Below are 14652 nucleotides of genomic sequence, written 5' to 3' on the forward strand. Positions count from 1 at the left end.
AGGCAAGAGGCTGCCAGGCGGCGGGTTGATCGGGTGCAGGTCAACCCGGGGGAGGTCGCTCAAAACCCTGGCAAGCGACCAGTTCAGGCTGTACAGATTATGAAGAAGTTCAAAGTCTCCGGCCTGGTCGCCTTAAACACACGAGAACATTACAGATTAAATATAATTTTGCTGGTTCCGGTGTAATAACCAAAAACATGGGAAGCCATTTACACCTGTGGCCAGTGTTCCAGATGCCATTTCCATCTACAGTAAGGTGTACTCCTTAAATCCCGGGAGATCAGAAACATTGTTGGATTTTCTTTCTTCCTCGGGAAGGCATTTTGAAATTCATTCACGGTCCTTCTGGCACGGGCTGCCTTCAGAGGTATCCAGCTGCGTACAGAATGGTACAGGACAGGCAAAAAAAGGACTCCCGGGGAGGAAGGGTATCCCGGAAGCTTAGGTGGCGACCTGCTGAGCCACGACGAAGCCTGCAGTGACTTCAACGTCTTTGCCTGTGGCCTTTTTCAGCCGTTCGCCAGCTACTTCGGCAATATCCGGAGGAATTTCTTCCCCGGCTTGATACCCCACTATAAACGTCACCCTTACCGGTTCACCTAACAGGAAGTCTGAGGGTGTATAATCGACCCTTACATCCTTACCCCGTCCAATCCCAGCTTCTACATACCGGGGTTCTTCAAACATATCCCATAACTCCTGGTCGACCTGCTGTTCAACCAGAGCTGCCTGGAAGGATGTGTAAGTGACAAGAGCGAGGACTACGGAGAGGAAGGCGATTAAAATGGCAAGGACTGCTGTGCGTGAGATCACCGCGGCGCGGGCACGGCCAACAGCCTCTTCTCCAGGTGGGCGAAAGCCTGAAATCCAGAACAGGATGAGGGCAGATACGTTGATAGCAAGCAGGTTTACGAGCACCAGTACAGCCGCTGTCAGCGCCACGCCGTAGAGTCCCCAGGCAAGCCCGAGCCCCGATGTTGCAGCCGGAGGAACGAGGGCCACGGCAATTGCCACGCCCACAAGGGTAGACCCGGAGCCCCGCATAATGCTTATGGCACCGGCAAGCCCTGAGCCCAGTGCAAGGAAGAGGGACAGGAAGTTCGGGCTGGTACGCTCGGCAATCTGGCCTATTTCACGGATATCGAGTCCCGGCGGCAAAAGCAGCGTTCCTTTCATGATTGCACCTATTGCGGCAGCGACCAGGATTGCAAGCAGGAGCCCTCCTACCTGCAGTCTAACCCCGCGGGCGGCGAGTTTCCGCTCATCGATGACTGTCCCGACGCTGGCTGAGATTGCCGGTCCCATGAGCGGGGCAACGACCATCGCCCCTATGATTGTTGCAGCAGAGTCAAGTAGCAGCCCCCCCGTGGCGATAATAGTGCTTAGAACAAGAAAAGCAACAAAAGTAGAAGTCGCGGGTGCGAGATCTTCCGCACGTGCTATGAGTTCTTCCCGGGAAATGCGAAGTCCGGAATAACGTTTCTTTAACGCTTCCAGACGTGAGGAAACAACCGTCTCGGGTGACAGGACGATTGTGTACGCATTCTTGCTGATTCCAGCTTCACGCAGCCTGGCCATCACCGGTTCGACGCCGATCGGAGGTATTGGAAACTGGACCAGGGCCTCGAAGTCCCCTCTCCCCGTTTCATCCCACACTGCATAGTCAATCTGTTCGTCGTCAAGCACGGCCAGTACTGGCTCTCGCTTCCCTTCCGGAATGAGTACCTGTACAATACGCATAATATAATTGTGCTACTATATTATATATATTTATTTTTATTTAATCCAGTTTGTAAATTGATAAACAGTAAATAATTAAAAAAGACAAGCTTATCTAAATATAATAAATATTAAAGAAGAACTCCTTTGCTGCTGCAAAAGCTATGACAAAAGTATGGGAAAAGCTACGGAAAAAGCCGAACCAGAATGCAAAAGAGGAGCGTTTTGGATACGGCACTCATTACTAAAGATTGGGAATTAACAGTAAAAATTAGTAAGGGGTTATGGCAAGGTTTCATGGGAGATTTATTTTCATAGAAGATATTTTTCCGGCTTGGACAGCTCTACGAAGCGGGAAACTGCCGTAAGGCAGGCTGTAAACCCGGATATTCCGGATCGGCTGCCCCCGTAGCTTAATCGGTGATCTGCTGAGCTACAATGAAGCCGACAGTGATCTTAACTTCTTTGCCAGTAGCCTCTTTCAGCCGCTCGTCAGCTGCTCTGGCAATATCCGGAGGAATTTCTTGCCCGGCTTGATACCCCAATAAAAAAGTCACCTCTACCGGTTCACCTAAAAGGAAGTCTGAGGGCCCATAATTGACTTCTATGCTCTCTCCCAGTATAAACTCTGCTTCTGCATACTCGGGTTCCTTGAACATTTCCTCCAGTTCCTGGTTTACCTCCTGTTCAACCAGAGCTGCCTGGAAGGAGGTGTAAGTGACAAGAGCGAGAACTATGGAGAGGAAGGCGATTGAAATGGCGAGGACTGCTGCACGTGAGATCACCGCAGCGCGGGCACGGCCAACAGCCTTTTTCTCAGCAGGGCGAAAGCCCGAAATCCAGAACAGGAGGAGGGCCGATACGTTGATAGCAAGAAGGTTTACGAGCACCAGCACGGCCGCTTCTATCGACACGTCGTAGAGTCCCCAGGCAAGCCCGAGCCCCGATGTTGCAGCCGGAGGAACGAGGGCCACGGCAATTGCCACGCCCACAAGGGTAGACCCGGAGCCCCGCATAATGCTTATGGCACCGGCAAGCCCTGAGCCCAGTGCAAGGAAGAGGGACAGGAAGTTCGGGCTGGTACGCTCGGCAATCTGGCCTACTTCGCGGATGTCGAGTCCCGGCGGCAAAAGCAGCGTTCCCTTCATTATCAAGCCTATCACGGCAGCGACCGCGATTGCCAGCAGGAGTCCCATCACCTGAAGCCTAACCCCGCGGGCGGCGAGTTCCCTCTCGTCGACGACTGTCCCGACGCTGGCTGAGATTGCCGGTCCCATGAGCGGGGCAACGACCATTGCCCCTATAATTGTTGCAGCAGAGTCAAGCAGCAGCCCTGCCGTGGCGATAACAGTGCTTAAAACAAGAAAAGCAACAAAAGTAGAAGTCGCGGGTGCGAGTTCCTCCGCACGTGCTATGAGTTCTTCCCGGGAAATGCGAAGTCCGGAATAACGTTTCTTTAACGCTTCCAGACGTGAGGAAACAACCGTCTCGGGTGACAGGACGATTGTGTACGCATTCTTGCTGATTCCAGCTTCACGCAGCCTGGCCATCACCGGTTCGACGCCGATCGGAGGTATTGGAAACTGGACCAGGGCCTCGAAGTCCCCTCTCCCCGTTTCATCCCACACCGCATAGTCAATCTGTTCGTCATCAAGCACGGCAAGTACTGGCTCTCGCTTCCCTTCCGGAATGAGTACCTGTACAATACGCATAGTATAATTTGTGTTTTTGTAATATATAGTACATATTATTAAATTTAAAATATAATTAAAAGCAGAAGAATATTTTCAGCCGTACTTCCTCAAATATCTTGGAAATTAATAAATAAATACGTCATGTATTGGTCTTTTTATCCGGTGAATGGATATTTGCTTTTTTATTCGACCAACGTATATTTTAGTATGTTAATAGATTTTTAATTCTGCAAAAATATATTTTTATACGTTATCGAGTACACGGATATGTCTATGTATTCTTATCTTCCGCCTTTTTACGCTCCCCGGGTCTTGATAAACCTTTCAAATAGATAATCCCTCCAAAATGGACGAAGCCTCCAAAATAGATCACCCCTACAATAATAGACAAACCCTCAAAGTCGACAAAAACTTCATCAGGATGATACGGGAAAAGCTGCACCAGGGGAGGAACAGGAAAGATTTGAAGGACGGGAAAAGGTTGAGATACCGTACGAAACTGTGCGCACAATTAAAGAAAAGCTAAAACATAGACCAGCGCCTTTCAAAAACCAAAAATCGTTCAGTCCCTTCTGAAATTATTTCCTTTTGGAACTCCGTCCAAACGCTCACTTTCCCACTGCAGCCACTTCTATCCGCTTACCTCTCTGCTGAGGCCCGTTTATCTCATCGGACAGCTTTTCATAATGCCTGTACAGTTCCCTGCCCCACTGCAAAGCTCCCGGGTCAAGGCTAATAATGAGCTGGTTCCTGAATTTCGTGCTCTCTTCAAAAAGGCGGATTGCCATGAAACGGTCGGTTGCCACGACTTCCGGGAGGGCTGCGTTTTCCCTGCAGATGAGGAGTTTTGCATGTCCGGAAGCCATTATCGCTTTCGTTTCGGCGGGAAAGTCCCTGGAAAATCTTTCAAAGACCTTTTCAGTCAGGCAGAGGGAGAGGTCCACGTCATTTTTGGCAAGGCCTGCATAGAGGGAGGGAGTTTCGGGGTGGAAGTATGAAAGGAAAGCCAAGACCCTTTTTGATTCCCGGATGTTCTCCAGAAACGCCCTGGGAATTTCGATAAGGTGTGCAGCGTCGGGTTTAAGGAGCTCGCATTGCCCGAGTTCATCGATTGAGTTTAGCAGGCAGGAGGGGATCGGAGTCAGGTTATGAGTTGTCCAGTAGTCCAGGTTTTCGTCGAAGAAATCCATGAAATCCATCAGTTCTTTCAGGTTTTCTACTATTACTTTTGCCATATCCGAAAGGCTGCATACACTGTCCTCTATGTCCAGGAGTCCGGCTTTCTTCAGTTTTCCTGTGTGGGTGAAGGCCGAAGCCGTGCTGAGGGAGAGCTCTTCTTTTATTTCCTCGAAGCTCTTTGGCTCATCTCTCAGAAGTAAGAGCAGGTTTCGCTTTGTTTCGGAAAGAACGGCAAGCTCGGTCAGTGAGAGACCCATTTCTACCACTTTTCCTTTTCAGGTTGTTGTAATGAATTCGCAGCTTGGCTGTCAGATCTTCATCGATTAATTACCTTCACTGATTAATTTATATGATAAATATTATATAACTCAACCCATGCTGCTTTTTCAAAGCCTTTGAATCAAATAACGCGATAGGCAACTTTCGTAGGCTTTAATTCTTCAATGGCCTTGAAAGTTTCAAGGTCTTCATTTTGCAGACCTGATAAATTTATCAACTATTTCGGGGTTGAAAAAAATGTTTTAAGGAAACATTTAAAAAATAATAACGTAGATGTTCGAATTCATTCGTCTTCCTGTATGGAGATCGCGAAACTTCTTCACAAGGGAAATTCTCAGTTTGGTAACACAGGCTGCAAGCCATGTCTGGAAAGTATTCTCTCCTCTGAGAATGTATACTTCTATAATTATAGATACATTTATATATTATAAGTGCAAGGTAGGCTCATTAAAAATAAAGAGATGTATAATCATCTGTTGTTAAAAAACCAATTTTTGTTTTTAAACAAAGAGTTCTATACAATCTTATTTTTAAACTATTAACCAACAAAACAACAAACAAAGGTGAAACAAAAATGGCTTTTAATGACAGAAATTTCAGAGGTAACAGTAACAATTTCGGCGCTCCCAGAGAAATGCACAAGACAGTCTGTTCCGACTGCGGTGTTGAAACCGAAGTACCTTTCAAACCTGACCCGGAAAGACCCGTTTACTGCAGAGAGTGCCTTCCTAACCACAGGGCACCCAGAGAAAACCGCAGATACTAAGTGTTATTTGTGTAACTGGTTTACACCAACACTTATTTCTTTTCTACTTTTTTTAAATAAACCATTACCTCGGAATATACTTTTTTCTTAACCCGTTATCTTTTGCAGCTTGAGAAGTAGAATTTTCAGGACCGATTAGTTTTACTTTTCCTCGATAGATTCCCACCGAGGCTGCTGTCAAATCATCAATATGATTTTTTAGCTGTACGGAAGCCTCCAGGTGCAGTTTTTTGGCACCAATAACTCATCATGATTCTAACCCATCATGATTCTTTTACAGTCTCCTTCGAAGGCAGCCTCCGGATACGGAGGCTTTACGGTATTTTTGGCACCGTAACCAGTAGCAGATTATTAGACAGGGTAATTTAACTGTACGATCCGAATGTCGTACTTGAATCGTAAGAGTATCGGCGTCGGCAAAATTTTGAGTAATCCGACATCTTATGGCCTTAAAGGTTTGTTCATTTTGCTTCACTCTTCGGAGCAACTTTCGAACAATCAGCTTGCAGGTCCCCTTCCTCTCACCGGTCGAGCCTGCGAGACCGGCCTTTTCAAAAGAGTAATGGAAAAAGATGTTTTAGACAAAGATACAAATGAATTTAAGATTTGAGTGGCAAAATGGTAATAAAGTGGTAACTGGTGGGTGACTCAAAACGACTATTGCATTATCAGGCCGAACAAAAAATAGATTACTACGGCAAAAAGATAGCAGAAATGGAACAGAAATACGGTATGGACTTTTCTGCTTTTGAAAAAAGAATGCATTCGCGGGTAGGGGAAGAGGATTTTGAAGAGTGGGATAATCTCATAATCTGGGAAAGCTACGTCAGAACATCCAGGTACCGGGAACAGTTCCGCTGATTGAGATCTCAATCTGTCGATAATTATACCATATCATCATTCACACCACATTTTTCCCCAATTGGAGGACTTACCATGTACCGCTTCCTTGTTGTGATCGAAAAAGCAAACAACAATTATTCAGCCTATTCTCCTTACATTTTTTTCCTTTATCTGTTAGAATGAAAGTAACGTGACTTGAAAAGTACTTTTGTTTCTTTTCGCCTGTAATTTGAATAATTTCATGTTTGTTTTTAAAAATATCACTATGTTCTTCTGCTTTAATTGAAGTTTTTAAGTAGAATAAGTAGAATCTATCCCAAAACTAATATTGTGTTGAAATTATAAATTTAAACTTATGTCCTTCAATGAAATCGATGATGTTCCATGGAATCCATAGAACCTTATTTCCCCCCAAAAACCACATCCCTGAAGACCTCATGCCGATCCAAGTTATCCGAATGACTATTCAGCTCCGGAGTAAACAGCTTCAATGAGGACCATTTCAAGGAGAAACCTTTAATCTTTTCCTTTTACCTTTTTAACTCGGGCGTCATCCTCACTGAGCCCGCACCAGCTGACTTTATACCCGAGGTGCTCGAGCACAGGGTAGTAGAGGCTCCTGTCAAACCCGAATTCCTCAAAGACCTTAACGGCACCGGCGTATGTGCCTGAAGTCCCGAGCTTTTCAAGCTCCAGGTCAATCTTTTCAAGGAGGGTACTGTGGAGCGCGTAATTTTCAAGCAGCACATAGTTCCCGATACCTTCCCTGGCACCTTTCCCGGTACTTTCCCCGACGCCTTCTCCGACACTTTTCCAGGCACCTGTTAACCTCCCGGAAAGCACCTCTTTTAAGGTTTCTGCCCAGGTACCTTTCTCCTTTGCCAGGGCTTCAAGGCTGACCAGGTCCCCTGAAAGGGGGATTTCCATATCCTGCAGTTTTTCCCTGTCTTCTGCGCGTTTTTCGTCCTCGTAGCGGCGCAGGACCTGCATGAGTTCGTAAACCGGTATTTTCTTTTCAAAGAAGATCACGTCCCTTGCAGGGAAGTCCTTTTCCGAGCACCTGAGCTTCCGGTTGATCAGCAGGACGACCGGTTCCCGGACCTCCTTCAATTTTTCGATCTTCTTTTCCAGGTATTCCGGGGTCCAGAACCCCACTATTTCCACATAGACCTTCACCCCGTCCCTCTGCAGGGCAAAGTCCGGGACAAAGGCGTACTTTCCGGCTTTCAGGACTGTGGGCTCCCTGCTCACTTTCCAGTTCCCGAAACTCAGGCTGCCGAATTCCTGTTCGAAGGAACTGTCGTAGGCTGCAATTTCTTCTTCGGGCTCCGGGACTCCCGGCACTCCCTGAACACCAGAGCCTTCGCCTTCGTCCTCAAATCCAAATCCGGCTCCGGCTTCGGTTTCGTATCCTTCCGTTTCGGTTTCGTACCCTTCCCTACCTTCACCGACCTTAAGCCCGGAAGGGTGAGGTCCTTTTTCCGGGTAGCCGGTTTCTCCGGGCAGCGGCCTGAAAACCCCTTCGGAATCGTCCAGGGTAAATTCCAGGACGCGCTTTCCCTGGTACCCCTTATGCAGGATTCCAGCTCTCAGCTCCCAGCCTTTTGATTTCAGGAGGGCCGGGAAAAGCCTGGCGAAAGAATTCCCGTAACGCTCTGACATCTTGAAAAGGGAAGCAGGCCCGTCCAGGTGCAGGTGTATTCTTTCTTCTTTTTTCTTTCCCCTTCTCGTTTTCCCTCCCTTTTCAGTTTCCTTTCCCTCTTCCGTTTCCTCTCCCTCTTCCGTTTCCTCTCCCTCTTCCGTTTCCTCTCCCTTTTCAGTTTTCTCTCCTTCTTCCTCTTCCTCTTCCTCTTCCGTTTCTTCCATGGAGTACATGAGCCCGGTTTTAAGGATTCTCCAGAGGATTTTCTGGTAATCCCCCGCTATCCGGATGTCCATGTCCACGGCTTTGAAAAGCAGGGTCTGGGTCAGGGAGATGTTGTATTTCCGAAGGAGTTCGGCAGGGGAAAGGGGCTCGAAACTTTTCAGGACCTGGTTTTCCTCAAGGTCGGCCCAGAGGGCTTTTTCAAGTTCTGGAATGGAGATTGAGAGTTTTTCGGCGGCTTTTTCCAGGGCTTTTTTCCTCTCGGACGGGGAGAGGGCCATGCCTCCGCAGGCTTCAAAAACGGCTGTCCTTGCGGAAGTAGGGTCTACGGCTGAAACGGTTTCGATCACGGCCCGCCTCCCGAGCAGCTGGGAGAGGCCCCGGACGAAGCGGTAGTTCATTTCCTCGTAGCCCTCAAGTTCGGCCAGCAGGTCCCCGTAGGGCTTTCCCACGTGCTGCTCGAAGGTCTCGATAAGGAGGGCTGCAAGTTCCAGGTTTGATGAGCCAAAATCCGCGTATTCGGGCTTTATCTTTCCGCGGGTGATTCGGGAAACGAGGAGGTCAGAGGTCAGCAGGGGACTCACCTCCTGATTTTTTTGCTTTGCCACTCCCTTTTCCGGCGGCAGCAGCAGGAAGGGCTTCTTTTCTCCTGCGGGCGGTCCCGGTTTCCGAGGTTTCTGCAGCTATGATCTCGTAGAGCACGGCTTCTTTTCCTTCTTTTTTCCTGAGGATGCGGCCCAGGCGCTGGACATAGGCCCGTTTGCTCCCGGTCCCGCTCATGATGATCCCTACGCTTGCTTCAGGGACGTCGATTCCCTCGTCGAGCACCCTTGAGGTTACCACTGCCCGGTAAGTCCCGTTTTTGAACCTGTCAAGAACGGCGTTCCGCTCTTTTACAGGGGTCCGGTAGGTTATTGCGGGGATCAGGAATTTTTGGGAAATCCGGTGGACAAGGCGGTTGTGTTCGGTGAAAATGAAGACCCTGTCTTCCCTGTGCTCCCTGAGGATTTCGGCCAGCTTTTCAAGTTTCGAGGCGCTGTTGAAGGCAAGGTCCCTGGCTGCGTTTCTTGCCAGGAGGGCTTTTCGGGCCTGGGGGTTCCGGCCGCTTTTCATGACCAGTTTCTGGAAGTCCTGCGGGCTCTTCATTATGATCCCGGTCTTTTTCAGGTAGTTTAAGAAGACGGAATAGTGCTCTTCGTACGCTTCCCGCTCCTCATCCGTTAGCGCCACATTTACTTTTTCGATCCTGTAAGGGGCAAGGTGCCCGCCTGCAAGTTCCGAGACCTTCTTTTCATAGACTTTTCCCCCGACCAGCCGGCTCAGTTCGGTATGCAGCCCGTCTTCCCGCTCGTAGGTAGCGGTAAGCCCGAGCCTGTAAGGGGCTGCGGAAAATTCGGCAATGCTCCGGTACCCGGCTGCAGGGAGGTGGTGCACCTCATCAAAAACGAGAAGTCCGAATTTGTTTCCTATCGCGCCGGCGTGGATGTAGGCTGAATCGTAGGTGGACACGGTTATCGGAAGCAGCTTCTTTTCCCCGCCCCCCAATTTCCCGATTTCCATGGAAAAGGCTTCTTCAAGTTGTTTTTTCCACTGTTCAAGCAGGTCAAGGGTTGGGACCATCACCAGGGCAGGGGTGTTGCACCCGGCAATTGCCCGGATCCCCACAAGGGTTTTTCCGCTCCCCGTGGGCAGGACAAGCACGCCCTTTTTTTCGTTTTCCCCCCAGGAGACGAGGGCTTCGGCCTGGTAGTCCCGGAGCTTCAGCTTTTTCCCGGAAGCCGAGTATGCTGCCTGCAGGTCCGGACAGGGTAAGAGGTCGAGGACGTTGTCCTCATAATCAATGCCGGAATTGTCAAGGTAATTTGTAATGTCCCGGTAGTGCATGGCAGGAGCCCTGAAGCTTTTGCTCCTCTCATCCCAGACTGCATTCGGGACTCTCACGCTGCCCTCTATAAGGAGGGTTCCCTGCTTGAAGCGGATTCTGACCATTGTTTATTAAGAGTTGGGGCATGGTATATAACGGTTAAGGAATGTAGGGGCTCTTATTTCGGGTTTTGAGGTCGGGTTTTGATAAGGGGTTTCAAGCCGGTTTTTAACCCGATTTTTAAGCGGGTTTTAAGGCAGAGTTTTAAGCAGGGTTTTGTAAGGCTGACTCAGGAGTTTTGCCTCTGTCTTCTGGTGAATTTTCGGGTTTTTCAGGTTTACAGGTTGGAGAGGAATGATTATGTCCTGAATTTCCTTTTTCAGGGCAGGATTTTTCTTTTCCAAAATATAATTTTTATATTTGTGGGACAGAAGCTTATTATTAGAGGGTCAGTATATTTTAATTCAGAAACTTAGTTACTTCCGGTTATATAAAAAACGGGCATCAAAATGAGTGATTATAAGTTTGTGATTATGAAAAGATTGGGAATTATAGTGAAAGGAATTCCACATGTGCCCGATAGACAATCCTGGATGGGAAAACAACAGTCGTGTAAGGGAAAATTTTGTTCCCGAACCCCTGCCCCTGGAGGCCCTCTATTATAAATATAGTATCGAGCGCAGCCATGCAGATAACGTCGCCCGGAATGCGCTTGAACTTTTCGACCTGCTTGCTCCTGTCCACGGGCTGGATGAAAAATACCGCCAGCTCATGGAAATCGCGGCTCTTGTCCATGATACGGGGGTTTCGACAGACCTGGAAAAGCATCACAAAGCCGGGAGGGACATCCTGTTTCGGCATCCTCCCGCCGAGCTCCCGGAACGCCTCCGCCCGGTCGTGGCCTGGACTGCTTTTTTGCACAGGAAGAAGGCAGGGGAGGATAAGCTGGAAAAACTCCGGAAAACCTCCTTTGCAGAAATGCCTGAGGAAATTCAGGATATCGCCCTGAAGGTAGCAGCCCTCCTGCGGCTTGCCGATGCCCTGGACTACAGCAGGCTGGAGAGCAGGCTGGGCAGTTCAAGGTTCGGGAAAAAAGTCGTTGTATTTAAGATAAAAGGTCCCGGCGCTGCAATTGATGCGGAACGCATGGCCAAAAAAGGGGACCTATGGGACCTTCTTTTTGACACAAAGCTCGAATTCAGTCCCGAATCGAAGAAATGAGCCGGAATGCAAATTTGAGATGATTTTGAGATGATTTTGAGATGATTTTGAGATGATTTTGAGATGATTTTGAGATGATTTTGAGATGATTTTTTTAAAAGGGTGGCTTAAATGACTTATCTGGTGCTTGTGCGTCACGGGGAGGCCAGGTTGAACCTTGAAAAAAGGTTTGCAGGCTGGCTTGACACCCCGCTTACCGAAGGGGGAATTGAAGATGCTTTGCGCTGTGCTTTGGACCTTGAGGGTATTGATTTTGATCTGGCGTTTACCTCAAAACTGATCCGGGCCCGTGAGACTCTTTTCCTGATCCTTTCGAAACAGAAAAAGGCCGGGTTCCTGGTGCATGAAGCAGGGGCAGAAGGTGAAAACGCTGCACACCGGGAGTGGTATTCCTGCCCGGAAAACTTCGAGGACGAAGTGATCCCGATTCATTCCAGCGAAGCCTTAAACGAACGCTATTACGGGATTTTACAGGGGAAGAAAAAGAAGAAAATGAAAGAAAAATACGGGGACGAGCAGATTTTCACCTGGTGCAGGAGCTTTGAAACCGGGCCTCCGGAAGGGGAAAGCCTCAAAGACATCTCTGCCCGTGCGGTTCCGTTTTTCGAAAAAGAAATCTTTCCGGCCGTGAAGGCCGGGAAAAACGTCATAATCTGCGCCCACCAGAACAGTTTGCGGGCACTTATAAAGCATATTGAGAATATTTCCGATGAGGAGATCCCATCAGTGGCGCTTGCAACGGCAACACCCCTTATTTACGGTTTTTCCGAAGGCAAACTGGTTAAGGAAAAAAGGTGAAGTGAAAAAAAAGGTGAAGTGAAAAAAAGGATGAAATGAAAAAAAGATGAAATGAAAAAAGGGCCTCTAATACAGGCTTTTTATCTGCTCATTTTTATCTCCGCACAGCCTTTCAGTAAAGGTGGCCAAGCGGCATTATATACAGCGGCTCTTCATTTACGGGCAGTTTGAGCACTTTTCTTACCTCTTCGTCTTCAAAGGCCCCGATTGCACAGGTCCCGATCCCAAGCTCGGTTGCCAGCAGGTAGACGTTCTGTGAGGCATGCCCGGCTTCCATATAGGCATAGCGGATTCCGCGTTTTCCGTATTTGCTTGTGATGCGGGGATAGACGGCGGTGATCACGAGCGAGGCAGGAGCGTTCCTGATCATGAGCTGGGAAAGGGCGGCTTCGGCCAGCTTTTTCCTCAGGTCTCCCGAGGTCTCCCGGATGAGGGCATTTTCTTCTGAGATATACCGGTATACTCCGGGTTCGAGCCCGCTTACCTCTCCCACCACGACGTGGACCTCAAGCGGGTAAAGTGCGCCTGCAGAAGGCGCTGTCCTGAATTCCTCCTCCGAACTTATTCCCTGGGCTGCCCAGAGGAAACGGGAGATGATCGGTTCGGAGAGTTCCCTCTGGGAGTAGTTGCGTACGGACCTCCTCTTTGCAAGGATTCCTTCCATCATGCTTTTGCCTGCAACTTTCGGTTCAGGCAGTTTGATTTTCATAGGCAGGTCGGTTATTCCCTGGTTTCCCATACTTTTCCCCCTTTTCTTTAAGGTCTTTTTTCTTCAAGGTCTTAAGACTTCATTCCGTTATCTTCTTCATTGCTTTTTCCGAGATCCTGTCCGGGGTCCAGGGTGGGTCCCAGACAAGCTCGACTTCGGCTTCCCTGATACCTTCGGTTGCTTCAAGCTTCCGCATCACGTCCTCGACCATAACTTCCCCCATCGGACAGCCCGGCATTGTCAGGGTCATTTTGACATTAACTTTGTCTCCCTCGACTTCCACCCCGTAAACAAGCCCCAGGTCCACGATATTAATCGGAATCTCGGGGTCGTAGCAGGTTTTGAGAACTTCGATAACTTCGTCTTTACTGACGATGTACACTCCCCCTTTTATAAAAAAACACAATTAAAAGTTAAATACGTTTCTGCTAAAAAATGTTGACTGGATGTAGTGTATGTAGTGTATGTAGTGTATGTAGTGTATGTAGTAATTCTTGCTTTAGCTCGGGATCTATTGGTCTATTTCATGCCCTTCTTTTTTACATCTTCCGGAACCCTGTCAGAGATCCTTTCTGAGATCTTTTCTGAGATCCTTTCCGGGGTCCATGGTGGGTCCCAGACCAGTTCAACCTTCGCTTGCTTCACCCCTTCGGTTGCTTCGACTTTTTTCCGGACTTCCTCAGTGATGAACGTGCACCTGGAACAGCCCACTTTTGCAAGTGTCATCCTGATATGCACCCTGTCCCCTTCCACTTCCACACCGTATACGAGCCCGAGGTCCACTATGTTGATTGGAATATCCAGGTTGTAGACGGTTTTGAGAACTTCGAGGATGTCGTCTTCGCTGACGGTGGTCTCACTTCCCGGGTTAAAATGTGCAGAACTGCTTCGAATCTGCTGTGATTTTATGTCCCCTCTTTAAGTATATGGCTGGAATTAATACGCTTATCGTTTTTCTTGTAAAGCTGGTTCCTTTCCCGAAAAAAAGGTTTTGATATTTCAGTAAACTGTGAAACTCAGAAACTCATGGTATCAAAAAACCATATAAACCTTTTTCAATTTGCTTTTCAGGTACCTTCGCTCTCACCGGCCGCAAGTGTAGCGAAGCAGCCGGCCTTTTCCATAAGTATATTGTATGACTGAAAATTGTATGACTGAAAAAGAATAGCATTCGCCAACTTTTGTGTAGTTGGTATTTCTTCGAGTAAATCGAAAAAAAGCTGTTTGACTCTGAATTCTAGCTTTTTTATTTCTTATGGGGAGGCGCCGCCAGGCAAGCTGGCGGAGGAATTCCTCTATCAGCCGGATAGAAAAACGGTTTCCGAATTAATTGAAACACCTTTCAGATAAGCTGGCGGGGACATGATCGCGCGCTTGACCTGAAAAACGGTTTCCGGGATCAAGAAGTATTTCTCAGGCAGCTGAAAAGGGAATTTGAATAACTGAAGAAATAGCCTGGGTGGATCTCTAAAAAGGGCAGTTGAATAACCAAAAAGGGCATCCTGATAACCCAAGCGAAGAGTTCGAAAATTATAAAGATTCTTTCGGAATCGGCACAGTAGTAAGTAAGAAGCAGTAAATTCAGAAATCAGTAAATTCAGAAATCAGTAAATTCAGAAATCAGTAAATTCAGAAATCAGTAAATTCAGAAATCAGTAAATTCAGAAATCAGTAAATTCAGAAATCAGTAAATTCAGAAATCAGTAAATTCAGAAA

General features: G+C 48.0%; 12 protein-coding genes. 4 read left to right on the plus strand and 8 right to left on the minus strand.

Annotated features, from left to right (window positions below; all coding sequences use genetic code 11):
• Positions 1 to 441: 441 nt before the first annotated feature.
• The 3 genes from FTO70_RS08665 to FTO70_RS08675 all read right to left on the minus strand — a co-directional run bounded on the left by FTO70_RS08665 (position 442) and on the right by FTO70_RS08675 (position 4849).
• Positions 442 to 1740: a TIGR00341 family protein gene (locus tag FTO70_RS08665; RefSeq protein WP_255335353.1), complete on the minus strand. Its 1299-nt coding sequence runs from the start codon at positions 1738 to 1740 to the stop codon at positions 442 to 444.
• A 392-nt stretch (positions 1741 to 2132) separates the two neighbouring features.
• Positions 2133 to 3431, minus strand: a complete 1299-nt coding sequence (locus FTO70_RS08670) for a TIGR00341 family protein (RefSeq protein ID WP_255335354.1) — start codon at positions 3429 to 3431, stop codon at positions 2133 to 2135.
• Between the two features lie 590 nt (positions 3432 to 4021).
• Positions 4022 to 4849 carry a winged helix-turn-helix domain-containing protein gene (locus FTO70_RS08675; RefSeq protein ID WP_255335367.1) on the minus strand — a complete coding sequence of 276 codons (828 nt, stop codon included), beginning with the start codon at positions 4847 to 4849 and terminating at the stop codon, positions 4022 to 4024.
• Positions 4850 to 5445: 596 nt separating this feature from the next.
• Here FTO70_RS08675 and FTO70_RS08680 point away from each other — a divergent pair.
• Positions 5446 to 5637 carry a CxxC-x17-CxxC domain-containing protein gene (locus tag FTO70_RS08680; protein WP_255335355.1) on the plus strand — a complete coding sequence of 64 codons (192 nt, stop codon included), beginning with the start codon at positions 5446 to 5448 and terminating at the stop codon, positions 5635 to 5637.
• A 714-nt stretch (positions 5638 to 6351) separates the two neighbouring features.
• Positions 6352 to 6498 carry a hypothetical protein gene (locus tag FTO70_RS08685; protein WP_255335356.1) on the plus strand — a complete coding sequence of 49 codons (147 nt, stop codon included), beginning with the start codon at positions 6352 to 6354 and terminating at the stop codon, positions 6496 to 6498.
• Positions 6499 to 6996: 498 nt separating this feature from the next.
• Here the strand turns inward: FTO70_RS08685 and FTO70_RS08690 are convergent, their stop codons facing one another.
• The gene (locus FTO70_RS08690) at positions 6997 to 8952 is read right to left on the minus strand and encodes a DUF790 family protein (protein WP_255335357.1); all 1956 of its coding nucleotides are present in this window, start codon (positions 8950 to 8952) and stop codon (positions 6997 to 6999) included.
• Positions 8906 to 10333, minus strand: a complete 1428-nt coding sequence (locus tag FTO70_RS08695) for a DEAD/DEAH box helicase (protein WP_255335358.1) — start codon at positions 10331 to 10333, stop codon at positions 8906 to 8908. Before FTO70_RS08695 ends, FTO70_RS08690 begins: the two co-directional genes overlap by 47 nt.
• A gap of 445 nt (positions 10334 to 10778) precedes the next feature.
• On the opposite strand from FTO70_RS08695, the gene FTO70_RS08700 reads away from it, so the two are divergent.
• Together FTO70_RS08700 and FTO70_RS08705 are read left to right on the plus strand one after the other, a co-directional pair.
• Entirely contained in the window at positions 10779 to 11429 is a 651-nt protein-coding gene (locus FTO70_RS08700) for an HD domain-containing protein (RefSeq protein WP_255335359.1), read from the plus strand.
• Between the two features lie 111 nt (positions 11430 to 11540).
• The gene (locus FTO70_RS08705; RefSeq protein WP_255335360.1) at positions 11541 to 12227 is read left to right on the plus strand and encodes a 2,3-diphosphoglycerate-dependent phosphoglycerate mutase; all 687 of its coding nucleotides are present in this window, start codon (positions 11541 to 11543) and stop codon (positions 12225 to 12227) included.
• A gap of 112 nt (positions 12228 to 12339) precedes the next feature.
• On the opposite strand, the gene FTO70_RS08710 is transcribed toward FTO70_RS08705, so the two are convergent.
• The 3 genes from FTO70_RS08710 to FTO70_RS08720 form a co-directional block, all read right to left on the minus strand.
• Positions 12340 to 12966, minus strand: a complete 627-nt coding sequence (locus FTO70_RS08710) for a SagB/ThcOx family dehydrogenase (RefSeq protein WP_255335361.1) — start codon at positions 12964 to 12966, stop codon at positions 12340 to 12342.
• A 49-nt stretch (positions 12967 to 13015) separates the two neighbouring features.
• Complete coding sequence (locus FTO70_RS08715) at positions 13016 to 13318, minus strand: iron-sulfur cluster assembly protein (protein ID WP_255335362.1); 303 nt, start codon at positions 13316 to 13318, stop codon at positions 13016 to 13018.
• Between the two features lie 137 nt (positions 13319 to 13455).
• Positions 13456 to 13845 carry a metal-sulfur cluster assembly factor gene (locus FTO70_RS08720; RefSeq protein ID WP_369694351.1) on the minus strand — a complete coding sequence of 130 codons (390 nt, stop codon included), beginning with the start codon at positions 13843 to 13845 and terminating at the stop codon, positions 13456 to 13458.
• Positions 13846 to 14652 lie beyond the last annotated feature (807 nt).

This window comes from Methanosarcina sp. KYL-1 (genome assembly GCF_024372725.1).
GTDB lineage: Archaea > Halobacteriota > Methanosarcinia > Methanosarcinales > Methanosarcinaceae > Methanosarcina.